At 72.8% G+C, this 23,840-nt stretch carries 23 protein-coding genes; 12 read left to right on the top strand and 11 right to left on the bottom strand.

Going from position 1 to position 23,840, the window contains the following annotated elements:
• Positions 1-153: 153 nt before the first annotated feature.
• The 6 genes from WME96_RS45565 to WME96_RS45590 all read left to right on the top strand — a co-directional run bounded on the left by WME96_RS45565 (position 154) and on the right by WME96_RS45590 (position 8,850).
• A complete protein-coding gene (locus tag WME96_RS45565) occupies positions 154-567 on the top strand; it encodes a hypothetical protein (protein WP_061613598.1) in 414 nt (137 codons plus the stop codon).
• Positions 568-1,911: 1,344 nt separating this feature from the next.
• A complete protein-coding gene (locus WME96_RS45570; RefSeq protein WP_437287801.1) occupies positions 1,912-2,988 on the top strand; it encodes a formylglycine-generating enzyme family protein in 1,077 nt (358 codons plus the stop codon).
• A gap of 121 nt (positions 2,989-3,109) precedes the next feature.
• Positions 3,110-4,831: a PHP domain-containing protein gene (locus tag WME96_RS45575; RefSeq protein ID WP_437287802.1), complete on the top strand. Its 1,722-nt coding sequence runs from the start codon at positions 3,110-3,112 to the stop codon at positions 4,829-4,831.
• Positions 4,832-5,014: 183 nt separating this feature from the next.
• Positions 5,015-6,415 carry a pyridoxal-phosphate dependent enzyme gene (locus WME96_RS45580; RefSeq protein WP_437287803.1) on the top strand — a complete coding sequence of 467 codons (1,401 nt, stop codon included), beginning with the start codon at positions 5,015-5,017 and terminating at the stop codon, positions 6,413-6,415.
• 54 nt (positions 6,416-6,469) lie between these two features.
• The gene (locus tag WME96_RS45585; RefSeq protein ID WP_437287804.1) at positions 6,470-7,387 is read left to right on the top strand and encodes a cyclase family protein; all 918 of its coding nucleotides are present in this window, start codon (positions 6,470-6,472) and stop codon (positions 7,385-7,387) included.
• Between the two features lie 176 nt (positions 7,388-7,563).
• Complete coding sequence (locus tag WME96_RS45590) at positions 7,564-8,850, top strand: serine hydrolase domain-containing protein (RefSeq protein WP_437287805.1); 1,287 nt, start codon at positions 7,564-7,566, stop codon at positions 8,848-8,850.
• Positions 8,851-8,946: 96 nt separating this feature from the next.
• Here WME96_RS45590 and WME96_RS45595 read toward each other — a convergent pair whose 3' ends face one another.
• Entirely contained in the window at positions 8,947-10,140 is a 1,194-nt protein-coding gene (locus WME96_RS45595; RefSeq protein WP_437287806.1) for a DUF4349 domain-containing protein, read from the bottom strand.
• A 157-nt stretch (positions 10,141-10,297) separates the two neighbouring features.
• Here WME96_RS45595 and WME96_RS45600 point away from each other — a divergent pair, with 157 nt between their 5' ends.
• Entirely contained in the window at positions 10,298-11,221 is a 924-nt protein-coding gene (locus tag WME96_RS45600; RefSeq protein ID WP_437287807.1) for an NAD(P)/FAD-dependent oxidoreductase, read from the top strand.
• Positions 11,222-11,513: 292 nt separating this feature from the next.
• Here WME96_RS45600 and WME96_RS45605 read toward each other — a convergent pair whose 3' ends face one another.
• The 6 genes from WME96_RS45605 to WME96_RS45630 all read right to left on the bottom strand — a co-directional run bounded on the left by WME96_RS45605 (position 11,514) and on the right by WME96_RS45630 (position 14,964).
• Positions 11,514-11,975, bottom strand: coding sequence for a hypothetical protein (locus WME96_RS45605; protein ID WP_437287808.1), 462 nt, complete (start codon positions 11,973-11,975; stop codon positions 11,514-11,516).
• The gene (locus WME96_RS45610; RefSeq protein ID WP_437287809.1) at positions 11,972-12,394 is read right to left on the bottom strand and encodes a hypothetical protein; all 423 of its coding nucleotides are present in this window, start codon (positions 12,392-12,394) and stop codon (positions 11,972-11,974) included. Before WME96_RS45610 ends, WME96_RS45605 begins: the two co-directional genes overlap by 4 nt.
• Positions 12,387-12,953: an RNA polymerase sigma factor gene (locus tag WME96_RS45615; RefSeq protein ID WP_437287810.1), complete on the bottom strand. Its 567-nt coding sequence runs from the start codon at positions 12,951-12,953 to the stop codon at positions 12,387-12,389. Before WME96_RS45615 ends, WME96_RS45610 begins: the two co-directional genes overlap by 8 nt.
• Positions 12,954-12,982: 29 nt before the next feature.
• On the bottom strand, positions 12,983-14,065 hold the full coding sequence (locus WME96_RS45620) for a Spy/CpxP family protein refolding chaperone (protein ID WP_437287811.1): 1,083 nt from the start codon (positions 14,063-14,065) through the stop codon (positions 12,983-12,985).
• A 169-nt stretch (positions 14,066-14,234) separates the two neighbouring features.
• Positions 14,235-14,726 carry a GreA/GreB family elongation factor gene (locus WME96_RS45625; RefSeq protein WP_433932036.1) on the bottom strand — a complete coding sequence of 164 codons (492 nt, stop codon included), beginning with the start codon at positions 14,724-14,726 and terminating at the stop codon, positions 14,235-14,237.
• Positions 14,727-14,763: 37 nt separating this feature from the next.
• Entirely contained in the window at positions 14,764-14,964 is a 201-nt protein-coding gene (locus tag WME96_RS45630) for a hypothetical protein (protein ID WP_437287812.1), read from the bottom strand.
• 565 nt (positions 14,965-15,529) lie between these two features.
• On the opposite strand from WME96_RS45630, the gene WME96_RS45635 reads away from it, so the two are divergent.
• From WME96_RS45635 to WME96_RS45655, 5 genes are all read left to right on the top strand, one after another.
• The gene (locus WME96_RS45635; protein ID WP_437287813.1) at positions 15,530-16,129 is read left to right on the top strand and encodes a response regulator; all 600 of its coding nucleotides are present in this window, start codon (positions 15,530-15,532) and stop codon (positions 16,127-16,129) included.
• 46 nt (positions 16,130-16,175) lie between these two features.
• Entirely contained in the window at positions 16,176-16,898 is a 723-nt protein-coding gene (locus tag WME96_RS45640) for a sensor histidine kinase (protein WP_437287814.1), read from the top strand.
• Positions 16,899-16,923: 25 nt separating this feature from the next.
• Complete coding sequence (locus WME96_RS45645; protein ID WP_437287815.1) at positions 16,924-18,441, top strand: sensor histidine kinase; 1,518 nt, start codon at positions 16,924-16,926, stop codon at positions 18,439-18,441.
• Positions 18,442-18,455: 14 nt separating this feature from the next.
• A complete protein-coding gene (locus WME96_RS45650) occupies positions 18,456-19,190 on the top strand; it encodes a response regulator (protein ID WP_437287816.1) in 735 nt (244 codons plus the stop codon).
• A 94-nt stretch (positions 19,191-19,284) separates the two neighbouring features.
• Positions 19,285-19,641, top strand: a complete 357-nt coding sequence (locus WME96_RS45655; RefSeq protein ID WP_437287817.1) for a response regulator — start codon at positions 19,285-19,287, stop codon at positions 19,639-19,641.
• Between the two features lie 31 nt (positions 19,642-19,672).
• Here WME96_RS45655 and WME96_RS45660 read toward each other — a convergent pair whose 3' ends face one another.
• The 4 genes from WME96_RS45660 to WME96_RS45675 all read right to left on the bottom strand — a co-directional run bounded on the left by WME96_RS45660 (position 19,673) and on the right by WME96_RS45675 (position 23,712).
• A complete protein-coding gene (locus WME96_RS45660) occupies positions 19,673-20,797 on the bottom strand; it encodes an acyl-CoA dehydrogenase family protein (RefSeq protein ID WP_437287818.1) in 1,125 nt (374 codons plus the stop codon).
• 25 nt (positions 20,798-20,822) lie between these two features.
• Positions 20,823-21,323 carry a hypothetical protein gene (locus WME96_RS45665; protein ID WP_437287819.1) on the bottom strand — a complete coding sequence of 167 codons (501 nt, stop codon included), beginning with the start codon at positions 21,321-21,323 and terminating at the stop codon, positions 20,823-20,825.
• A 347-nt stretch (positions 21,324-21,670) separates the two neighbouring features.
• Positions 21,671-22,822, bottom strand: a complete 1,152-nt coding sequence (locus tag WME96_RS45670; protein ID WP_437287820.1) for a methionine aminotransferase — start codon at positions 22,820-22,822, stop codon at positions 21,671-21,673.
• 53 nt (positions 22,823-22,875) lie between these two features.
• Positions 22,876-23,712, bottom strand: a complete 837-nt coding sequence (locus WME96_RS45675) for a nicotianamine synthase family protein (RefSeq protein ID WP_437287821.1) — start codon at positions 23,710-23,712, stop codon at positions 22,876-22,878.
• Between the last annotated feature and the right edge of the window lie 128 nt (positions 23,713-23,840).

Consider the following 23,840-nt stretch of genomic DNA (forward strand, 5'->3'; position numbering starts at 1 on the left):
TCGGCCTGGCGCGATCCGTTGTCGTGAGCCGACCCAGCTTTGCGCGGCTTCGCCGCGGCGGCCGCGAAGAGTACCGTCTCGCGGCGTTCAGCTGCAAAGGACGTGGGATTCTGCCCCTCGTGCCCATGGGGTGCCATAATCCCCTCCGATCCGGTGAAGACGACGCTGCTTGCGAGCACCCACTGGCTGATGGAGGAGGACGGCGACGGGCGCGTCGTGTGGCTCGCGCGCCAGCCGGTGCCCTTCGCCTCCATCGCGGAGCTCACGAGCGCCAACGCGGCAGTGCTGCGGTTGATTGCATCGCGACACCGGAGCGCTGGCATCGTCGTCGACATGCGCCAGGCGTCCGCGCGCAACGACGCCGCGTTCGAGAAGGCGATGCACGGCATGCGGGCACAGATCACGTCGAGCTTCGCGCGGACGGCGGTATTGGTTGGGACGCAGGCGGGCCTGCTGCAGGTGTGCCGCCTCACGCGGCAGGACGGCGCGACCAGCTTGGCGACCATGAGCGAGGCGGAGGCGCGCCATTTCGCCCGCGGCGAGTGGACCGAACCGTCGAGGGGTTGAGGACTCGAACGGCTGCTTGACGAGCGATATCGTCCATGGGCGGGGACCAGCCCACGGCGGCGTTCTTGCACGGTGGCAAGCACGAGCTCGGGGGACGCGTTCGAAGCGCTGCTACCTTCGTTGGAGGCGGGTCCACGGGCAACATGTCGAACGTCGCCTGGAAGCTCGGCCTCGCCAGGATCGAGGGATAGGCGCTACTTCGAAGAAGCGGGCGATTCCCCCGCAGCCCGCGGGCTTCCTTCGATGAACTCGAGCGCTTCCGCGACGATCTCTCCGAGGTTTGGCGGCAGCCCTGCTCCGTGACGAGGAGCTGTCGCGCCGACGACCATGGAGGAGGCGATCGCGCCGGAACGCCGGCGGCAGCGGCGTCGGCGGCGGGGCGCTGCGCGACGGCCTCCGGCGAATGGCCTTCGGACCGATCTGCAGCGAGGAGCGCCATCAGGAGCAGCGCACACACGATCCCCCAGGCGCCGCGCGCGACGCGCGACGCGATCACCCATCGCGCCATGGAGCTTCCCCATTGCGGCGCACGCGCCGCGGTACGGGCCCGGCGTCAGGGCGCGGCGCGTGCCGGGCTTGAACGCGCGCGTGGTCGAAGCGGGCGCGCCGCAGGCCCGGCGCGCTCGTCAACGCCGAGGGCTACCGGCTCACGGCGGAGGCGACCGCGGACGGGCGTGGGTGCGCGTTCCGGTGCACGGGGCCGAGCTCCTCGATCTGGGGCGACCGCAGGTGCGCCTACACGGCGACCATGGTGTGCCGGCTGGGGTGCAAGTAGGGGCGGAAAGCCGCCTCTCCAGCGCGGAGATGGGTGCGACCCATCTTTTTGTTGGAGGCACGTCCACCCGGAGATGGGTGCGACCCATCTTTTTGTTGGAGGCACGTCCACCGGGAGATGGGTGCGACCCATCTTTTTGTGGAGGCACGTCCACCGGGAGATGGGTGCGACCCATGTTTTTGTTGGAGGCACGTCCACCCGGAGATGGGTGGGGCCCATTTTTTTGCTGGAACGTGGCTACCTGGAGACGGGGGCGACCCGTCTTTTGCTGGAGGGGCGACCGCATAAAGACGGGTGCGACCCGAGACATCCCCTCGAATTCTTCAGAAAAATTCATGGGGAGGCAAATCTTCAAAACACTCCCCGCCTCCCCGCCTCCCTGTTCAATTTCTCCTCTGAAAAGGCTGCACAATGAGGGGACTCCTCAGGGGTGCGACCCCTCTCCAGGCGGGCTAACGATCTCATTCGAAGACCCGGAACCCGGAAGAAGGGGAGCGCTCGCGCCGTGACGCCATGTCGCGGAACCCGGAACCGGAGCGGCGGCGCTCGCACCTAACCGCCTGGATGCCATGCGATCTCCTCGACGGCCGACCTCGGCCCTCCTCGCCCTCTGCGCCCTCGCGGCGATCCTGAGCGCCCGCCACGCGCACAGCGGCGGCGCGGCGGAGCGCGACACGGGGGCTCCCGTTCCTGCCGGGCGCGACAGCGCGCCGGTGCCCCCGCCGAGCTGTGCCGGCGGCACGCCCGGGGCCGACGACCGCTGCGGCCTCGGTCACGACGACGACTGCTGCGCCAGCCTGCCCGTGCCCGGCGGGACGTTCAACCGGCTCAACGACCCGCGGTATCCGGCGACCGTGAGCAGCTTCCTCCTCGACAGGTACCTTGTCACGGTCGGGCGGTTTCGCCGCTACCTGGACGAGACCGGCGGCCCGACGCGGGCGAGCCCGCCCCCTGCCGGCGCCGGGGCGCACCCGAAGATCCCGGACAGCGGGTGGGACTCCGCGTGGAATACCCTGCTCCCGGCGACCACGGCCGCGCTGAAGCAGGCGCTCGTCTGCGATCCTTACGGCTGGCCGACCTGGACCGACGCGCCGGCCGCGAACGAGGACAAACCCATCGTGTGCGCGACATGGCTCGAGCTGTTCGCGTTCTGCGCGTGGGACGGCGGGCGCCTGCCGACCCAGGCCGAGATGAACTACGCCGCCGCCGGCGGCGACGAGCAACGGCTGTATCCGTGGGGCTCGTCCCCCATCACCCCCGACGAGGCGGCCTTCTGCTGCCAGGGCGACGGCACGAGCTCGGTGCCCTGCGAGGGCTCGTCCCCTCCGTGGAATCTCCTCCACTGCACCACCGACGACCTCGCGCCCGTCGGCTCCTTTCCGCGGGGAGCCGGGCGGTGGGGTCAGCTCGATCTCGCGGGCGAGGCCTACAAGGTCACGCGCGACGCCGCCGATGACGACCGCCCGCTCGTGCCGTGCATCGATTGCTCCCGCCTGGACAACCATGCTGCCTTGCGCGTCGCGCACGGCGGGAGCTTCGTCGCCCCCGGATACAGGCAGGCGACGACCTACCGCGCACCCTACGAGACCAACGGCCGCCACTACTATGTCTCGGCGATGTGCGCGCGCGACCCTTCAGGGCCGTGAGCCTCCACCCGAGCCCGGCGGAGAGACGCGCCGCCGGCGCGTTGTGGCAAACTGCCACGCTGCCAGCGGCCGCGCGGCATGGCCTCCAGCCTCCGGGTGCGATATTCGTTCATCGACATCCATGCTCGACAAGCTCGACATCGCCCGCGCCCTCCGCGAGATGGGGATGCTCCTTCAGATCAAGGGAGAGAACCCTTACCGGGCGCGCGCCTACGAGACCGGCGCCGAGGCGCTCGAAGGGCTCACGGACGACCTCGGCGAGCTCATCAAGGCCAAGAGGGTCACCGACATCCGCGGCATCGGCGCGGCGCTCGCCGCCCAGATAGCCGAGCTCTACCAGACGGGGCGCTCCGAGCAGCTCGAGAAGCTCCGCGCCGAGCTGCCCCGCGGCGTCCTCGAGCTCTCGCAGGTGCCGGGCATGACGCTCAAGCGGATCAAGGCGCTCCACGAGGCGCTCGGCATCGGCAGCGTCGAGGAGCTCAAGCAGGCGTGCCTCACCGGCAAGGTCCGCGGCGTGAAGGGCTTCGGCGCGAAGGTCGAGTCGAGCCTGCTCGAGGGCGTCCACCGGTACGAGACGCACGACGACCGCGTGCTCCTCGTGGACGCGCTCGAGCTCGCCGAGCCGCTCCTCGGCCACGTGCGCGGGTGCGAGGCGACCGAGCAGGCCGATCTCGCGGGCGAGATCCGGCGCTGGGAAGAGACGGTGGCCGGCATCGACGTGGTGGCCGCGACGGACGACGCCGCGCAGGTGATCGACTGGTTCGCGCGGTTCCCGCGCGTCGTCGAGGTCGAGGAGCGCGACGAGGCGCGGTGCAAGGTGCGGTTCTCGGGCGGCCTCCGGGGCGAGCTCCTCTGCGTGCCGCCGCGGTACCACGCCGCCGCGCTCCACCACCGGACGGGCGCGCCCGCGTACCTGTCCGCGCTCGGCGCGCTCGCGCGCGAGCTGGGGTTCACGCTCGACGAGCGCGGGCTCCTCCGCGGCAACAAACGCCTCTCCGCGAAGACAGAAGAGGACCTCTACCGGCACCTCGGCCTCCCGTACATCGCGCCCGAGCTCCGCGAGGGCGCGGAGGACCTCGTCGCCGCGGCCACGCGCGACGGCGGCGAGGACGAGCTCATCGAGGAGGGCGATATCCAGGGTATGGTGCACTGCCACACCGTGTATTCGGACGGCAAGAACACCATCGAGGAGATGGCCCTGGAGGCGGAGGCGATGGGGATGAAATACCTCACCATCACCGACCACTCGCCCGCCGCCCATTACGCGGGCGGCGTCGGCCTCGACCGGCTGAAGCAGCAATGGGACGAGATCGCCCGGGTGCAGGAGCGCGTGAGCGTGAAGCTCCTCCGGGGCACCGAGTCGGATATCCTGGAGTCCGGGAACCTCGATTATCCGGACGCGATCCTCGAGCAGTTCGACGTGATCATCGCGAGCATCCACTCGCGCATGAAGATGGACGCGGACCAGATGACGCGCCGGCTCGTGAACGCCATGCAGCAGCCGGTCTTCAAGATCTGGGGGCACGCGCTCGGCCGGCTCATCCAGCGGCGCGAGCCGTTCGCGTGCCACGTCGAGGAGGTGCTCGACGCCGTGGCCGAGTCGCGGGCCGCCGTCGAGGTGAACGGCGACCCCTACCGCCTCGACATGCAGCCCCGCTGGATCAAGGAGGCGCGCAAGCGCGGTATCCGCTTCGTGATCTCGACGGACGCGCACTCGACGAACGCCCTCCACAACCTGCGCTTCGGCGTGGGCACCGCCCGGCGCGGCGGCCTCCGCCGCGGCGAGGTGCTGAACGCGCTCGGCCCGGCCGCGTTCAAGAAGGCGGTGCGCCCCGCCGCCTGACGCGCGTCGCGCGGCGCCGCGGGCACGCACGTCGCGTGCGCCCCCAACACACATGCGCCGCAGCGTACAATCCACGATAACGGACCTTTGTCTGTTTTCCAGGGCCGCCCGGCGTTGACGCGCGCGTCATCGACGGCCGAACACCTCGACAGGCGGTGCGCCTCGTGTGACCGTTGAGCTGTCATGACGACGCCGATGCCGACCCCTCCGCCCGCCGAGAACATCGTCTCTCTCATCGGCCACACACCGATGATCAAGGTCACTCAGCTCGACACGGGCCCGTGCGAGCTCTTCCTCAAGATGGAGAGCCAGAACCCGGGCGGCAGCATCAAGGATCGCATCGGGCTGTCGATGATCGAGGCGGCCGAGAGGGCCGGGCAGCTCGGCGGCGACCGGCGGCACGTGGTCGAGGCGACGGCGGGCAACACCGGGCTCGGCCTCGCGCTCGTCGCCGCGCGGAAGGGCTACCGGCTGACGCTCGTGATCCCCGACAAGATGAGCCAGGAGAAGGTCTTTCACCTGAAGGCGCTCGGCGCGAACGTGGTGATGACGCGCTCCGACGTCGAGAAGGGCCACCCGAGCTATTACCAGGACCTGGCGGCCAGCATCGCGCGGGAAGAGGGCGCGTTCTACGTGAACCAGTTCGAGAACCCCGCCAACGCCCTCGCGCACGAGACAGGGACCGGCCCGGAGATCGCCGCGCAGCTCGGCCACAGGATCGACGCGATGGTGTGCGGCGTCGGCTCGGGCGGCACCATGACCGGGCTCTCGCGCTACTTCGCCAAGGCGCAGCCGCGGTGCGAGATGGTGCTCGCCGACCCGGAGGGCTCGGTGCTGGCCGGCTACGTCAAGACGGGCAACCTCGGCAAGGCGGGCTCGTGGCTCGTGGAGGGCATCGGCGAGGACTTCCTCCCGCCGATCCTGGACCTCTCCCGGGTCAAGCTCGCCTACACGATCTCCGACCGCGAGAGCCTGGAGACGGCGCGGCTTCTCCTCTCGAAGACGGGCATCCTCGCCGGCTCGTCCTCCGGGACGCTGCTCGCGGCGGCCCTGCGCTACTGCCGCGAGCAGTCGTCGCCGAAGCGGGTCTGCACGCTCGTCTGCGACAGCGGCAACAAGTACCTGTCGAAGATGTACAACGACTTCTGGATGGCCGATCAAGGCTTCACGGACCGCGAGCCGACAGGCGATCTGCGCGACGTGATCTCGCGCCGCCACGCCGACAGGGCGGTGGTCACGGTGCAGCGGCAGGACGCGCTCCTCGTGGCCTATGCGAGGATGAAGCTCTACGACGTGTCGCAGCTCCCCGTCCTGGAGGGCGGCAAGATCGTCGGCCTGGTGGACGAGTCGGACCTCCTGCTGGCCGCCGTCGACGACGTGTCGCGCTTCCGCCAGCCGGTGGAGACGGCGATGACGACGCGGCTCCGCACGGTCGACGTGCGGACGCCGATCCGGGATCTCCTGCCGATGTTCGACGCGGGGCTCGTGCCCATCGTGACCGACGGCGACGAGTTCGTCGGGCTCGTCACCCGCATCGATCTGCTCAACCACCTGCGGCGCCGGGTGAAGCTGCACGAGGTGTGAGCTCGCTCGCGCGCCGCCTTGTGGCGCCAGCGGGCCTGTGGTGACATCCGCGCCATGCAGAAGGCGCACGGAACAGGCATCGCCAGCTTCCTCCCCGCGGGCGCCAAGGTGGCCGCGGCCCACGCGCTGTGCCCGGCGGCGCTCGCCCTCGCGGCGTGCGCGCCCGCGGCGACGTCGCCGCCCGCCGCGGCGCCGCCGCCCGCCGCGCAGGCCGAGGGGCCGGCGCCGTCGTCCGGGCAGGGCGCGCCCGGGGGCCTCGACGTCGCCGCGGCGCGGGTCGTCGACCTGACGCACCCGATCACGCCGGAGATACCGCTGTACCCGGGCAACAAGCCCTTTGCCCTGGAGACGCTCAGCACCGTCGAGAAGGACGCGTATTACTCCAACCGATTCGCGATGGACGAGCACGCGGGCACGCACGTGGACGCGCCGGCGCACTTCATGGCCGGGGCGGCGACCGTCGAGCAGATCGCGCCGGAGCAGCTCGTGGGGCCAGCGGCGGTCGTGGACGTGACGGCGAAGGTGGCGGCGAGCCCCGATTACCTGGTCACCGTGGACGATCTCCGGGGCTGGGAGGCGCGGCACGGGGCGCTCGGCGCGCGGCACATCGTGCTGGTCCGGACGGGCTGGGGGGCCCGCTGGTCCGATCCGGCGAAGTACAGGAACCAGGACGCGAAGGGCGTCATGCACTTCCCCGGGGTGTCGGTGGAGGCGAGCCGCTACCTGCGCGAGCGCGGCGTCCGCGGCGTCGGCATCGACACCCTCTCGACCGATCCGGGGCCGAGCCAGACGTTCGATCAGCACAAGGCGTTCCTCGGGGCCGGCGGCTATCACATCGAGAACCTCGCCAACCTGGAGCAGCTCCCGGAGGCAGGGGCGGTCGTGATGGTCGCGCCGCTCCCGCTCGCGCGCGGCAGCGGCGCGCCCGCCCGGGTGCTGGCGCTGGTGCCGGCCTCCAGCCCGGCGAAGTAGGCGCGGCGCGCGGGAGGGTCGCGCCGAGCGAGCCGGCCAGCCATGCTCGTCCAGCGCCCGATGGGGATCCCACCGCCCGGCGGCGATCGTGACGGGGCACCGATGAGTTCTTCGAGCGCGGGCAGTCAGTGCCTTCGGCAGGGGCTGGCGCCCCCGCGCGGAGAGGATCGATGGTCATGACAAGGCGAGAGATTCTGGGAGCTTCGGTCAGCGTCGTGGCGTCGGGGGGTGCGCTGGGCGGGGCCGACGAGGCGGCGCAGCCAGGGCAGCACGCGGCGCCCGGCGCGCCTTCGCCCGCGCGCGAGGTGATGGAGGCGGAGGTCGCAGCGGGGCAGATGCCGGGAGCGGTCTGGCTGGTCGCGCGCGGCGACGACGTGCACGTGGACGCGGTGGGCGTGACCGAGGTCGGCGGCAGCGCGCCCATGCGGCGGGACACGATCTTCCGGATCGCCTCGATGACGAAGGCGGTCACCGCGGCGGCGATGATGATGCTCGTCGAGGAAGGCAAGCTCGACCTCGACTCGCCCGTCGACCCATGGTTGCCGGAGCTCGCGAACCGGAAGGTGCTGGCGCGCATCGATGGTCCCATCGACGAGACGGTGCCCGCGGAGCGGCCGATCACGGTGCGCGACCTGATGACGTTCACGATGGGCTTCGGCGTCCTGTTCGACGCTTCGTCGCCGATCCAGCGGGCGATCGACGAGCTCCAGCTCGCCAACGGGCAGCCGGTGCCGATGACGCCGCACGGGCCAGACGAGTGGATCCGGCGGCTCGGGACGCTGCCGCTCATGCATCAGCCAGGCGCGCAGTGGATGTACAACACGGGGAGCCTGGTGCAGGGGGTGCTCGTGCGGCGCGCAGCCGAGCAGAGCTTCGATGCGTTCGTGCGCGAGCGCATCCTCGCGCCGCTCGGGATGCGCGACACCGACTTTCACGTGCCCGCGAACAAGCTCGATCGCCTCGCGGGCTGTGGTTACTTCACAGATCCGCAGACGGGGGCGAAGACACGCATGGATCGCGACGGGGCCGAGAGCGCCTACGCCAGCCCGCCGACGTTCCCTTCGGGCGCCGCCGGGCTCGTGTCGACGGTGGACGACTACCTCCTGTTCGCGCGCATGCTCATGAATGGCGGTGTGCACGAGGGCCGGCGGATCCTGAGCGCCGCCTCGGTGCGCGCGATGACGGCCGATCATCTCACGCCGGCCCAGAAGGCGGCGTCCTCGTTTTTTCCTGGCTTCTTCGAGACGCATGGCTGGGGCTATGGGCTGGCCGTGATCACGGCGCCGGACGCGGTCTCGGAGGTGCCCGGGCGCCATGGTTGGGACGGCGGGTTCGGGACGTCCTGGATCAATGATCCGAGCCGCGCGCTGATCGGGATCGTGATGACACAAGCCTCCAACTTCCTGTTCTCGGGGGCTCTCGAGCGCTTCTGGCGCAGCGTCTACGTCGCCGATCGACCGTGAGTCGGGCGCGCGCAGGAGAGCGCTCTGCAGGGATGCGGGGCGCCCTCCAGGGCGACCGTGCTCGGCGCGCTCGGCGCACCGCCGTTGAGGCGGGGATCACCCGCGGTCGGCCTCGCCTCCGCCGTCGGGCGTGCCGCGCGGGATGTGGGGCGGCGGCGTGCTCGGCGCGCTGTGCGGGATGTGCGGTGGCGGCGTGCCGTGCGGGCCTTGCTCCGCCGCCGGGCCGTGCGGCGGCGGGCCGGGCGGCGCGTGCGGGCCCTGCGGGCCGTACGGCTGCGGGCCATACGCCGCGTGCGGCTCGTGCGGGCCGTACGGCTGCGGGCCATGCGCCGCCTGCGGGTCGTGCGCGCCGTACGCCGCCGGCGGGCCGCTCGGGTACGGCTGCGCGGGGCCCGGCCGGAACGGCGGGCGCGGCCTCGCCGCGGCGCGGCGCCGGGCCACGGCGCGGAGCGCGTAGTAAAGGGCCGCGCCGAGCGCCGCCAGAAGCAGCAGGGTGGGGCCGGCGGTCGCGACGAGGACCGCGGCGTTCACCACGAAGGCCCCCGCGTTCTCGATGCCATCCCTGGCCGCGCGGGCGATCCTGCCGCCGGCGCCCTCGGGCTGCTCTTCATAGCGCGTGGTGATCGAGAGCTTCACCGTCGCATAGGCGATCTGGCCCTCCAGGAGCCGCTCCTGCGCCTCGATCTGCTCGATCGTCCCGCGCACGGTCGCGAGCTGGTTCTCGACGGCCACCACGTCCGCGAGGCTCCCGGTCCTGTCCGAGAGCAGGTCGAGCAGCCGCTTCTCCTGGGCGCGGGCGTTGCGGAGCCGCGCGCCGATGTCCGCGCGCTGCTCGGTCACGTCCTCCGCCTTCTCCGCGTCGGCGACCACGGCGCCGACCGAGGCGACCACGGCGCGGAACGCGCCGACCCGCGCCGCGGGGACCCGCGCCTCGAGCGACGCGCTGCGGTGCGGGCCGCTGTGCACCCTGGCCTCGCTCACGTACCCGCCGTGCTCCTCGACCGCGGTCCGGAGCCGCTGCATCGCCGGATCGAAGGCGTCGACGAGGACCGTCGTCTCGACCGTGATCCGCATCGCCCGCTGGGAGAGCGGCGGGACCCCGGGCGAAGGCCCCTGCGCCTGGAGGTTGAGCGCCGCCGTCTGCATGGGCGCGGGCGCCGCGGCGGACTCCATCGCCGAGGGGGAGCGCTCCGAGCGGGCGCATGCGCTGGTCAGGACGACGGCCGAGAGGAACGCGACGGACAGGCCCGCGCGCAGGCGCGCGCGGCGAGGAGAACGGCTCCAGGGCATGCCCGGGGAACGGCGGGCGGCCGGCGACCTTACGCCCGGTGACGAGCGGCCCCCGAGCTGAGCGGTGTCCAGCACGTTCCCGGCGGATCGGGGGCTGCCGCGCGCGGCGGGCTCGACGCGCGCTCGGCGCGCCGGTTGCGAGGCGGGCCGGTCACCCATGCCCACACGGAAAGACGATCTCCCGGGATACGACGTGATCATCGTCGGCGGCGGGCCCGCCGGGCTCAGCGCCGCGCTCATCCTGGGGCGGTGCCGGAGGCGCGTCCTCGTGTGCGATTCAGGTCACTACCGGAACCACGCGGCGCACGAGATGCACGGCTTCCTGTCGCGCGACGGCATCGCGCCGTCCGAGCTCAGGCGGATAGGGCGCGAGCAGCTTCAGCCCTACGGCGTCGAGATCCGCGAGGTGACCGTCGCGGATGTCCGCCGCCAGGAGAAGCGCTTCGAGCTGACGCTGGAAGGCGGCGAGCGCCTTGGCTGCCGCAAGCTGCTGCTCGCGACAGGGCTCGTCGACCGGCTACCGGATCTCCCGGGCCTCGCCGCGATGTACGGCAAGAGCGTGCACCACTGCCCCTACTGCGAGGGCTGGGAGGTGCGGGACCAGCCGATCGGCGTTCACGGACAGGGATGTACGGGGGTCCTGATGGCCGTGAACATGAAGACGTGGAGCGACGATGTCGTCCTCTTCACGGACGGCCCGGCGTCGATCCCGAAGGCCGAGGCGCAGCGGCTCGAGCGGCACGGCGTCGGCGTGCGCGAGGAGCGGATCGCGCGCCTCGAGGGCAGGGACGGGATGCTGGAACGCGTGGTGTTCGAGGACGGCAGCTCCGTGGAGCGCCGCGCGCTCTTCCTGAAGACGACGCTGGAGCAGGGGTCGGATCTCGCGAAGAAGCTCCGCTGCAAGGTCACGGACGCGCGCGGCGTGGAGACGGCGGACAGGCACGAGGAGACGACGTGCGAGGGGGTGTTCGTCGCCGGGGACGCGTCGAGGGACGTGCTGCTCGCCATCATGGCCGCCGCCGAGGGGGCCGACGCGGCGTTCGGGATCAACTGCGCGCTGCAAGAAGAGGATCTCGCCTAGCCCGTGGGGCAGCTATCCTGCCGGGGATCTGCCGGGCGAGCGGAGAAATTTCAACGCAAAGGCGCAAAGGCGCCAAGACGCAACAAGGGAGAGCATCTGTCCCTTCTCGCGCCTTTGCGCCTTTGCGCCTTTGCGCCTTTGCGTTGAATCTCTCCGCGGATCTCGGGTCGGGCTGCTGGACTGGCGAGGTCGGCAGTTCGCGGCGTGTGTCGTTTTGCCACCGGTGTGATCCGCTGGCCGTCGCGCGCGTGCAACGGTGATCCTCGCGCCCTTGCGGTCCTCTTCTCTTCTTTCAGTCGCCCCGCCCCCCGGGCCCACGCCCGCGGCCAGGGTGCCCCGGGCCGTGGGGCGGGCCGGGGCGGTGCCGCCGCTCCGCCTCGAGCTCCTCGTAGCGGGCCCGCTGCTCGGGCGTGAGGACGCTCTTCACGCGGGCGTCGGTGCGGTCGCGGAGCTCGTCGAGCGCGGGGCGGCACTCGGCGAGGAGCCGCTCCCGCTCGGACTCCGCCTCGGCGAGGGTGGCCTTGAGCTCGCGCACCTGGTCGCTCGTGAGGTCGAGGTGGCGACGCATGGCCCCGAGGCGGAACTGGGCGCGCGCCTCGGTCGGAGGGCGCCGGAGGGTCGCCTCGAGGTCGCTCAGGGCCGTGCCGCGGCCGATGGCCGCGCCCGCGACCCCGCCGAAGAGGAAGACGGCGGCGAGCACGGCGAGGGGCTTCCAGCGCGCAGGGGAGGGCGGGGATGAGGGGCGCTCGGTCATTCGCTCGCCTCGAGGGTGTCCACGGAGGCCATGATCGCGCTGTCGAGGTCGCTCTGCGTCCGCAGGAAGAACAGGACGCTCGCGGCCGCGGCGAGGGCGGTGACGACGAGGGCGGCGCGGCCCGAGCGGACGATGCCGTCGGCCATCGCGGGGCGCGCGGGCGCGGCCGTCGCGGGCGCGGCCGTCGCGGCGCGGAGGACCGCGTCGGTGAAGGCGGCGTCCGGCGCGAGGCCCTCGGTCGCGCGGGCGATGCGGGCCAGCGGGTCGTCGTCGGCCTTCTCGTCGCCGGCCTTCGCGGCGCGGAGGACCGCCTCGGTGAAGCGGTCGTCGGCGTCGTCGACGTCCAGCCGATCGGTCGCGGCCGCGAGGCGCGCGAGATCCCGATCGAGGTCGGTCCGGTCGTCGTCGCGGTCAGGCATGCGGCGCCTCCTTCTCGGTCTGTCGCGCGCGGAGCGCGGCCCGGGCGCGCACCAAACGTTGCTCGACCGCGCCCTCGGAGCAACCGAGCGCGGCCGCGGCCTCCTTCGCGGGCAGCCCCTCGACGGCGACGAGGACGAGCGCGGCGCGCTCCTGGGGCGGCAGCGCGGCGAGCAGCGCGTCGAGCTCGCGCAGCGCGACGCGCGCCTCGGCGGAGACGAGGCCGTCGAAGCGCGGCTCGGACGGCGCCTCGCGCGGGGTGTCGCGGCGGCGCCGGAGGGCGTCGAGGCAGGCGTTCGTCACGATGCGGTACAGCCAGGTCTCCACCTTCGATCTCCCGTCGTAGCGCCCCTCGCGCAGGGCGCGGTAGGCGTCCACGAACGCCTCCTGCAGGGCGTCCTCGGCCTCCGCGAGGTCGCCGACGAGGCGCGCGGCGAGGCGGTACATCGGCGCGCGCGTGTGCTCGACGATCTGCCGGAAGGCCGCGTCATCGCCTTTGGCGACGCGCGCTGCGACGAGCCTCAGGTCGACGATCACGAGCCCTCGCGATTCTGCTCCCATCGCAACGCGCGCGCCACAGGGACCGGCGCTCAGCGGCGCGCGGGGCCGCCCTCGCCGCGGCCGGGGCCGTGCTCGCCGCGACCGGGGCCGTGCTCGCCGCGGCCGTGCTCGCCGCGGCCGGGGCCGTGCTGGCCGCGCCCGAGCTTGCCGGCGGCCGGGCCCTTCTCGAGGCGATCGGCGAGCGCGTTGCGCTGCGCCTCGTCGAGGACCGGGACGACGGCGGCGAGCGCGTCGATCATGCGGTCGAGGTGCGCCCGCGGGCCCATCTTCGCGTCCATGGCCGGCAGGAACGCGTTCGCGTCGAAGCGGTCCGCGGCGAACGTCTCGAGCCGCGCGCGCATCTCGGCGCGCTTCTTCGCGTGCTCCTGCTGGCGCGCCTCGCGGTCGGCGTCGGTCGGACGCGCGCCCTCGAGCGCCTTGTCGATCTGCGCCCGCTGATCGTCGCGCAGGTCGAGGCCGCGGAGGAGGTGGCCCACCGGCCCGCCCTTCATGCCAGGCCCGCCCTTCATGCCGGGGCCGCCCTTCATGCCGGGGCCGCGCATCCCGGCGCGGTCGCCGCGGTCGCCCTTCTCCCCGTGCTTGTCCATCCTCGCGGCGACCGCGTCGACGAGCTCGCGCCGCTGCTCCTTCGTGAGCGTCGCGTGCAGCGTGCTCAGCGCCCCGGCCACGCGCGCGCGGCGCTCCTCGGCCAGGCGGCCCGCGTCGGGGAGCTTCGCCTCGATCGCGGCCCGATCGATCTTGCCCGCGCGCACGCCGTCGGCGAGCGCCGCGAACACGGCCCCGGGCTCCGGGCGCTCCTTCGCGCCGTCGCGCAGGCCCTCGAACGCGCCCTCGATGGTCGACTCCTGCGCGTCCGACAGGTCGAGCTCGTGGAGCGCCGCCCGCAGCAGGTGCTCGGGGCCGCCCGCGCCGCCGTGGTGGCCGAAGCCCCTCCGGTGGCCGCCGGCCTCACCGCGGCCGCCCTTCGGCCCCTGGGCGAGCGCCGCCTCGGCGGCCTCCTCGCTCGGGGACGTGTCGGTCTGGCCCGTCTCCGCGGTGCAACCGGCCGCGCCGACGAGCGCGCCGACGAGCGGCAAGATCCCACCAAGCCTCCACCAACGAGACTGCATCATGGACTCTTCTCCTGGGTCGCCCGCGTCGTGCCGAGCGGGTCGTTCATCCCTGGGACGCCGGCGGGGCGGGGCTCCCTACGAGGGCGACCTTCTTTTTTTCGGAGGCGGGCGCGGCAGGCGGCGCCCGGTCGAGAGGCGCGCGGCCCGGCGAGGCGCCGCGGGCCGGGATTCACCGCACGCTGGTGATCAGGTACGTGCGCGTGCCCTGCGGCGTGGCGACCTCGGCCTCGTCGCCCTCGGACAGGCCCAGCAGGGACGCGCCGAGCGGGCTCGTCGTGGCGAGCGTCTGCAGCTCGACCCCCTGGAACTGCATGCGCTCGCCGCCGGCCGCGGGCAGCAGGAAGTAGAGCGCGCGCCGCTTGCCGCTCTCCAGCTCGACGAGCGCCGAGCTCTCGATGCCGGCGTCCGGGCCGAAGTCGCGCACCGCGACGGCGCCGAGCCTGGCGAGCGCCTGCTCGACCTGGAGCACGCGCTCGCTGTGCCCGCGCGCCACGTACGACGCCTCGGTGGCGCGCATGTCCTTGTCGCCCTCGGCGCGGTTCTCCTCGTGCGTCGCGGCGCTGGCGGCGTCGCGCGCCCGCTCGGCGGAGCGCTCGAGCTCGCGAGCGAGCTGTTCCTTCAGGGCCGCGAGCAGCGCGCGCTTGTCGATGGCCGGAGGCATGTGGACCCGCGCACCGTACCAGAGCGGATCGCGACGGTCACTCCGCCGTCGTCGACCGGGCGCCGTGCTCGATGCGGCCGGCTGCTGGTGCGCTCCGGGGCGACCGTCGCCCCTGGACGGCCGCGTCTTCCCCCACCTGACCGTCGGGGACGAGCGCCGTCACGTCGCCGTGCGCGACCTTCTCGACCTCGCGGTTGCGCGCCGGCGGGTGCGCCAGCGCGCGTTGCGCTCCGACCACCCGGTGTACCGGACTCAACAGGAGCGACACCCACAGGCCGACTCCCACAGTCGACGACACCCAGGCGCCGAAGCGCCGGGCTACCGGACCGCCGGGGCCGCGCCCGTCGGGCGCGTGTCTTTCGGATCTGCAATTGGAGATGTCTTGTGTCCATCGTCATTCACATCGATCCTTGCAGGGTTGCAATCCGCGCGCTGCGCAGGACGACGCGCTGATCTTCCACGTGACTCGAGTGTTTCAAATCAGTGAACACAAAGAGGGCCAGGACGCCAGAACCGGCGAGCCCGCCCACGGTGACGAACGCGCGACAGCATCAGGAATCGCTTTACCGAGGTAGGGTGAGTGGTGTAGATTCCTGATCTGCCCGTGCCGATCCCTGGCGATGGCGCGGTTCGATTCGAGTGCATGCGGTCGCTGCGCGGCTCCACCGCAAGGACGGGCCCGGGCGAGCGGCTCGGGCGCGCGCACAAGGCATGACGCGACGCCTGCCGCCGCCGATCGCCTGGGCAGCGCTTGAACTACGCACCTCGCCCGGATCCCCGCACGAAGAGACAAGAGGAGCAACGTGAGCCTGTATTCCCAGGAGAGGCTGCGCGTGCTCGTCGTCGACGACGAGCAGAGGATGCTGGACAGCCTCGCGGCCATCCTCTCCGACGACGCCGACGTCACCACCTGCAGATCGGCCCATCGGGCGCTGGAGATGCTGCAGACAGGCCAGTTCCACGTCGTCTGCTCCGACTACAAGATGCCTGGGATGAACGGCGAAGAGCTCCTGACGCGGGCCGCCGAGCTGCCTGTCTACACGAGCTGCCTGCTGATCACGGGCGCCGAGGAGTACATCCGCTCCAGCGAGGGGGGCCGCCACTACGTCATCCTCAAGCCGTTCGAGCCCGCCCGGATCACCGGAATCGTCCTGGAGCTCGCGCGCCTCGCCCAGACGAGGCGCGCTGTCGGATCCCACGCGATCTCCCCGGCGCGGGAGACCGTCCCGCCCGCCTCGGCGAAGATCGCGCTGTCCGGCAGGGCGCCGGAGACCCGGGATCCGCAGGATCCTTCGCACCGCGGGCGGGTGAGCTCGTACCCGCCGCCGGCCTCCCGCACATCGAGCACCCTGGGCGCAACGCGGCTCGGCGACGTCGGGCTCCCGGGCCGAACCCTCAAGTGACGGCCGGGCGAGGCGGGGAGCGCGCCGAGGAGGGAGATCGCCCGCGATGATCAGCCGGGATCCGCTCGGCGCGGCGGAGCAAGCCGCGACGGCCGAGGAGATCGTGGCCACGCTGCGCCACGACCTGCGCAACTGCTTCGGGACGATCCGCAATGCGGCGTATTTCCTCCAGCGGAAGGTCTCCCGGGAGCAGGTCTGTCGGGACGACCCGCGCGTGGCGCAGTTCATCCACGTCATCGACGAGGAGGTGATCGCGGCGAGCGCGCTGGTCGACGACGTCATCGGCTCGCGGGCGCGCCCGCTGCGCCGGACGGTGAGCGCGAGCGCCCTCGAGTGCGTCCGCACGGCGGCGGCGTGCGCGCGCATCGCCGGGGCGGGGATCCGCGTCGACGTCGACGCGGCGGACGGCGCGGTCGAGCTCGACCCGGACGAGCTGTCGCTGGCGGTGCGGTGCCTCGTGGAGAACGCGGCGGAGGCGATGGAGGGGGGCGGCGTGGTGACGCTGCGCGGGAGCGTTGTCGGCGCCCGCTACCGCATCGAGGTCTGCGACACCGGGGCGGGCGTGCCGGAGGCGGAGATCGAGGCGATCACGCGCCCGTTCTACACGACCAAGCCAGGCCACCTCGGCCTCGGGCTCAACATCGCCGGACGCGTGGCGCGGCGGTATTTCGGGACGCTCACCCTCGGCAGCGGCGCGCCGCGCGGGACGCGGGCCTGCATCGAGCTGCCCCTGGCCGGCGCGCCGGGCGCCGCGGAGCCGACGCCGTGACCGCGGGCGCGGGCGGGCCGCCGCGATGAGCATCCGGACCGGGCTCGCGCTGATCTTCGCCGTGGCCGCGTCGGTCGTGCTGCTCGCCACCCTGGCGCTCCACGTCACCTCCGCCCGGATGACGCTCCTCCAGCGGCGCTCCGAGCTCGCGTACGAGGACCTCACCCGGCACGTCACGCTCGCCAACCACGCGAGCCGCTACATGCGCGAGGCCGCGGAGATCTCCCTCGGCGGCGGGGACACCGAGGAGCTGCGCCACCTCGGCGGGCTCGTCGCGCGGGACCTGGCCACGGTGGAGGCGCTGGGCCGCGCCTGGATCGAGGACGAGCGCCTCCGCGAGGGCGAGGACGAGGCGCAGCAGGCGAAGGACGAGCGCCTGCGCCGGATGCGCGTGAGCTTCGCGAGGATCGCCGGGGACATGGACGAGGTGACCCGGCTGGCGAGCGCCGGGGAGCGGCGCGCCAACCGGCGGTTCGTGGAGGCGCCCGAGCGGGAGTACGAGCGCGGGTTCGTTCCCCAGATCGACGCGGCCATCGACGACGCGCGGCGCGGCGTCGCGCGCAGCACCGAGGAGGCGGGCCGCGCCGGCGCGCAGATCCGGCGCGCGGGCGTCGCCCTGATGGCGGCGGCGCTGGTGATCCTCGTCGTGCTCCTCGGCGGCCTGCTGCGCACCATGGCGCGCGGGTTCGGCGCGCTCACCGGGTGCGCGCGGCGCATCGCCGCGGGCGACCTGACGTCCACGGTGCCCGACCTCGGGAAGCACGAGTTCGGGCGCATGGGCGCGGCGCTCCGCCACATGGCCGAGGGCCTGCGCGAGGCCCAGGAGTCCCGGCTGCGCGTCGAGCGGCTCGCCGCGATCGGGCAGCTCGCGGCGAGCGTCGGCCACGAGCTGCGGAACCCGCTCGGCGCCGTCAGGAACGCGGCGTACTACCTCGGGAAACGCCTTGCCGGCACCGAGCTCGGCGCGGAGCCGCGCGTCGCGCAGTTCCTCGCGCTCATGGAGAAGGAGCTGCTGGCGTGCACCAGGATCATCAATGATCTCCTGGACTTCGCGCGCGAGCGCCGGCTCTGCCGCTCGGCGTGCCCGCTCGGGCCGCTGGTCGACGACGCGATCTCGGTCGTGCAGGCGCCCGCGCACGTGCGCCTCGAGAACGAGGTGCCGCCCGGGCTGCCGGTGCCGAGCCTCGACAAGGATCAGTTCCGTCAGGTGCTCGTGAACCTGATCCAGAACGCGGCCGAGGCGATCCCGGCCGGGCGCGAGGGGCGCGTGGGCGTCGCGGCGCGCGCGTGCGGCGAGGAGGTCGTTCTCTCGGTGACCGACGACGGGGCCGGGATCGACAGGGAGCACCTCGCGAAGATCTTCGAGCCGCTCTTCAGCACGAAGCTGAAGGGCACGGGCCTCGGGCTCGCCATCACCGCCGGCATCGTCCGGCTGCACGGCGGGACGATCGCGGTGGAGAGCGAGCCCGGGGCGGGGACGACGTTCACGATCCGGCTGCCGCGCGCCGCGGCGCCGGCGGTGGGGGCCGCGCAGCCAGCGTGAGAGGTGGGACGACGATGCAATCGACCAGGCGGGTGCTCGTGGTGGACGACGAGGAGGGGATGCGCGCCACGCTCGCCGCGAACCTCGAGCTCGAAGGGTACGAGGTCGTCGAGGCGCGCGACGGGGCGCACGCCCTCGAGCTCGCGCGGCAGCAGCGCTTCGCGCTCGTCCTCAGCGACGTGAAGATGCCCGGCCTCAACGGCGTCGAGACGTTCCGGGAGCTCCGGCGCATCCAGCCGGGGCTCACGGTGGTGCTGATGACCGCCTTCGCGATCGAGAAGCTCATCGAGGAGGGCATCGGCGAGGGCGTGTACGCGGTCATCTACAAGCCGTTCTCGATGGAGCACCTCGCGCGGATCGTCGCGCGGGCGCTGGAGTCGCGCCCCGTGCTCGTGGTGGACGACCTGCCCGACGTCGCGGAGACGATCGTGGCCGGGCTGCGGGCCGCCGGGCTGCGCGCCGAGGCGGTGTACGACGGGTACGCGGCCGTCCAGCGCGCCCGGGACGAGGCGGTCGACGTGTGCGTGCTCGACCTCGTGATGCCGGCGCTCGACGGCGTGACGACGTGCGAGCTGCTCCGGCGCGCGAGCCAGCAGATCCGGGTGATCGCGATGACCGGGCGCGCGCCGCCGGAGATGATCCACGCCTTCACGAGCCGCGGCGGGTACGCCTGCCTGCACGAGCCGTTCGAGGTGCGCGAGCTGATGCACGCGATCGCGCGCGCCCGGAGCGATCCGCGGTCGTGCTGAGGGCCGCGGGACATCGCGCCGCGCGGCCGCGGCGGGCCGGGGGCGAGGCCTCGCGGCAGGGGGCGCGCCGGCCGGGGCGGCGCCGGAGGGCGGCGTGAGCGCGGCGGTGCTGCTCGTGGACGACGACGAGGCGTCGCGGGTCGTGCTCGCGGCGCTGCTCGAGGACGAGGGGTTCCAGGTCGACGTGGCCAGCTCGTTCGGCGAGGCGGGCCGGATGCTCGCGGCGGAGGGCGCGCGGTACGACCTCGCGCTACTCGACCAGCACCTCGGCGACGGCCGCGGCGCCGACCTGATCGGGCCGCTGCGCGCGCGCCTGCCGCGCGCCAGGGCGGTGCTGCTCAGCGGGACCGGCGGCCATGACCTCGGCGGCGCGCACGCGCCGGACGCGGCGCTCTCGAAGGGGATCGCCTTCCCGGAGCTGATCGAGGAGCTCCGGAAGCTGCTCGGCTGAGCGCGCGCGGGCAGGCAGCCAGGCGCGCGGGCTACTGCTCGGGGGTGCCGACGCCGAGCAGGGCCTTGCCCACGATCTCGCGGATCACGGGGCCGGACAGGGCCATGAGCGGGCCGCTCATCGCGTCGCGCAGGTGGCGCTCGATCGGGCGGCTGCGCATGTAGCCGGCGCCGCCGGCGATCTCCAGGGCCGAGGTGGTGATCGCGACGGCGGCCTCGTTGGCGACCGCCTTGGCCTGGAGCTGGAGGAGGCCGTAGGACGGATCGCCGCCGTCCGCCGCCTCGGCGGTGCGCATGGCCAGGGCGCGCGCGGCCTCGAGGCGCAGGCTCATGTCGGCCACGGCGAACTGGACCCACTGCAGCTCGGCGATGGGCCGGTCGCCGGGCGGGAGCACGCGCTCGCGGGCGTAGGCGACGGCCGCCGCCATGGCGGCCTCGGCGATGCCGATGGAGAGCCACGCCGCGGCGACGGGGATGGGGTTGGGCGCCAGCGGATCGACGGCGAGGCGCCGCGCGTCGGGCAGGAGCGTGTCCTGGAAGCGCACGATCTGGCTGCGCGTGGCGCGCATGCCGAGGGTGTCCCAGATCGGCTCGATGGAGATCGAGTCGTCCCTGTCGATGAGGAAGAACACGGGCTGTCCGTCGCAGACCGCGGCCGTGAAGAAGCAGTCGGCGTGCTCGCACCCGCTCACGAAGCGCTTCTCGCCGGTCAGGCGATAGCCGCCCTCGGCCTTGCGGGCGACCTGGCGCGGCACGAGGAACATGTTGCCGCTGGTGGGCTCGGAGAGCGCGTTGGCGACCCACGCGCCGCGGCGGAGCGCCTGCTCGAAGCGGGATCGCTCGTCCGGGTCGATCAGGGCGCGGAACACGGACATGGCGCCCTGGTGCATGAGCCACGCCGTCGCGAACGACGCGTCGCCCCGGGCGAGGGCGGCGACGATGCGGCCGAAGGTGAGCCACGAGCACGGCGCGCCGGCGCCGCCCTCGCCGCCGAGCGCCGCCGTGTTGATCGGCGAGCGGATCGTGGCCGCGAGCCCCTCGACGGGGAAGGTGCCTTCGCGATCGTGCCGGGCCGCGTGCTCGGCGAGCAGCGCCGAGATCCGCTCGGCCTCGGCGAGCAGCGCGTCGGCCGGACTCGGTTCCTTCTCTCGATTCATGGGTTCGCTCCTCGGGGGCGCAGGGCTACCGCCCGTCGCGCGGGTCGCGCACGTCGCGCGGGTCGGGCGTGCTCGCGGGCGCGCCGCTCTCCACGCAATCGCAGACCTGGCAGCCGTTCTTGTCGGTCACACAGCGGCTGTCCTTGCCGAGGCACAGCGGGCGATACTCGGTCGGGCAGGTCTCTTTCGAGCCCGAGAGGTTCGGCGCGGGGGACGCGGAGGACACCGCCGTGCAGGGCGAGAATCCGTAGTTGCAGGCGTGGCCGCACCCGAGGGCGCCGCCCGCGGCCAGCGCGACGAGCGCGGCGAGCAGCACGAGCAGCATGTCGGAGCGGACGGCGCGCGCCGTGACGCTGCGCTGCGCGGGCGCCGGCTTGACGCGGCCCTCGCCGGGCGCCGCGGCGCCGCGAGGGCTGACGGCGTCGGCGCGCCGTTCCCGCTCTCGACGGGGCGCCGGGCGCGCGTCGGCGCCGCCCGGAGAGAGGTCTTCCAGCGCGCGTGTCCGTGCGTGCGTGATGTCAAGCATGATGGCCCCGTCAACTCCAAGCGTGGGGGCCCTCGAGAGCCCGCAAACTTCGATGCTATGGAGGTCCGGCGCCGCTGGCAAGCAGGCGTATCTTTCCGCTCGGGGCGCGCTGGGCCCGACTGAGTCGATGTGCGCTTGCGGATGTGGGTGGACCTGGGGCCGCGGGCGGGACGCCGGGCTGCGCACCGCCCGCTTCGACCGGATCAATCCATCCGAGCTCCCGGGCAGGGAGCGGATGGATGGCCTGAAGGATTGCACCACAGACAGCACAGTTGCACCGGGTCTCTCTTCTTTTCTCTTCTCCCCTCTGTGCCTCTGTGGTTCAATTCCTCTCCCCGCGCCGCCCCTCAGACCCGGCGCAGCCGCTCCGCCGCGCGCTCGAGCGTCTCGTCCCGCTTGGCGAAGCAGAACCGCAGGACGGGTCCGGGCTCCACGCCGGACAGGAACGGCGAGATCGGGATCGCGGCGACGCCGTGCTCGCGGATGAGGCGCAGCGCGAACTCGGCGTCTCGCTCGGTCGTGATCTCGGAGGTATCGACGAGCTGGAAATACGTGCCCTCGCACGGCAGCGGGCGGAACCGCGAGCCCTCGATGAGCTTCAGGAACCGGTCGCGCTTCGCCTGGTAGAAGGGGGCGAGGTCGGCGGCGAGCGGATCGCGCGCCACGACCTCGGCATACGCGAGCTGGATGGCCGCGTTCACCGCGAACGTCACGAACTGGTGCACCCGCTGGATCTCGGCCGAGAGCGGCTGCGGCGCCGCGCAATAGCCCACCTTCCAGCCGGTCGTGTGGTATGTCTTCCCGAACGAGCTGATGACCACGGAGCGGTCGGCCAGCTCCGGATACCGCGCGAGGCTCTCGTGCCGGCGCCCGTCGAAGAGGATGTGCTCGTACACCTCGTCGCCGACGACGAGGGCGTCAGTCCCGTCCACCACCCGCGCGAGCTCGCGCATGTCGTCGGCCGACAGCATCGTGCCGGTCGGGTTGTGCGGCGAGTTGATGAGCAGGAGCCGGGTCCGCGGCGTGATCGCGCGCCGCACCTCGTCCCAGTCGACGCGGTAGTCCGGGTAGCGGAGCGTGACGAACACGGGCTTACCGCCGTTCAGCAGCACGGCCGGCGCGTACGAGTCGTAACAGGGCTGGAACAGGATCACCTCGTCGCCGGGCCGGACGAACGCGGTCAGCGTGCTGAAGATGCCCTCGGTCGCGCCCGAGGTGATCGTGATCTCGGTCCCCGGGTCGTAGCGGCGGCCATAGAGCCGCTCGATCTTCGCGGAGAGCGCCTCGCGCAGGGCCAGCACGCCTTGCATGGGGGCATACTGGTTGTGGCCGGCGCGCATGTGGCGGGCGACGCTCTCGACCAGCTCCGGCGCGCAGTCGAAATCCGGGAAGCCCTGCGACAGGTTGATGGCGCCGTGCTCGTTCGCGAGGCGCGTCATCACCGTGAAGATGCTGACGCCGGTCGACGGCAGCTTCGAGGGGAGCAGAGGCGTGGTCATGGTGGGCTCCTCGGCCGGGTCCTGACGGGCCGGGACCTTAGCATGTCGCCTCCTCAGCCGGCGATCCGGTCGTGCCCGGGGCGCTCCGCGATGATGACCGAGTTGATCACCTCGTCGTGCGGATGGATCTCCAGGAGCGGCTCGAACGGCGCCATTCCCTGGATGTCGACCTCGGGGTAGAGCAGCGTGCGTAGTCGCTGCGAGCTGCGGACGAGGAGCAGCGCGCCCGGGCGCATCACCCCGTGGAGGTGGTGGAGCAGGCGGCTCTTCTCGCGCCGGTTCATGCCGACGAGCGCGGCGAGGAACACGCAGTCGAACTCCGAGAGGTCGGAGCAGGCCAGGGCGTCGGCGCAGGCGAAGCTGAGCCTGTCCGAGAGCCCGAGCCGACGCGCGAGCGAGCGGGCGTCGGCGCACGCCTCCTCGTCGACGTCGATGTTGCTGACGGGGAGGCCGAGGCGCTCCGCGAGCAGGATCGAGGTGAAGGGGAGCGGACCGGAGCCGATGAAGAGCACGCGCCGCGGCAGCTCGTCGCGCGCGCCCCGGAGGCCGGAGAGCTCGAGCCGGGTCAGCTTGTCGTAGTTCGCGGCGTACGGGAAGCTCCGGAGCTCGGCCGCAGGGTCGTCCGCGGCGGCGATGCGCCGCGCCCAGTGGCGCTCCAGCTCGTACTCGCCGCGCGAGCAGACGCGCCACAGGCCCTCCCGGATCGCGCTCACGGCGGGATCTCCGAGCACCTCGTCGGCCTCGCCGCGCGAGCGGGACATGGAGATGCTCACGAGCTCGCTGAACAGGTGATTCACCCGCTGGCTCGGCTCGAGGGAGCCCATGCTCGCGAGCTCGCTGTAGATGCGGTGAATGCGTGTCGAAAGCGAAGAGTCGATGACCGTGTTCATGTTGCCCTCCAGGTGGCGCCCGCCTCGTCCTGCGCGAGGATGCCCGGGGTCACGGCGTATCCCTCCGACAAAGGCCGTATGATCTCGAGGCCAGGCGCGCCGCGCGCGAGGGCTTCGCCGCGCGGATC

This window comes from Sorangium sp. So ce406, assembly GCF_051474675.1.
GTDB classification, from domain to species: Bacteria; Myxococcota_A; Polyangia; order Polyangiales; family Polyangiaceae; genus Sorangium; species Sorangium cellulosum_G.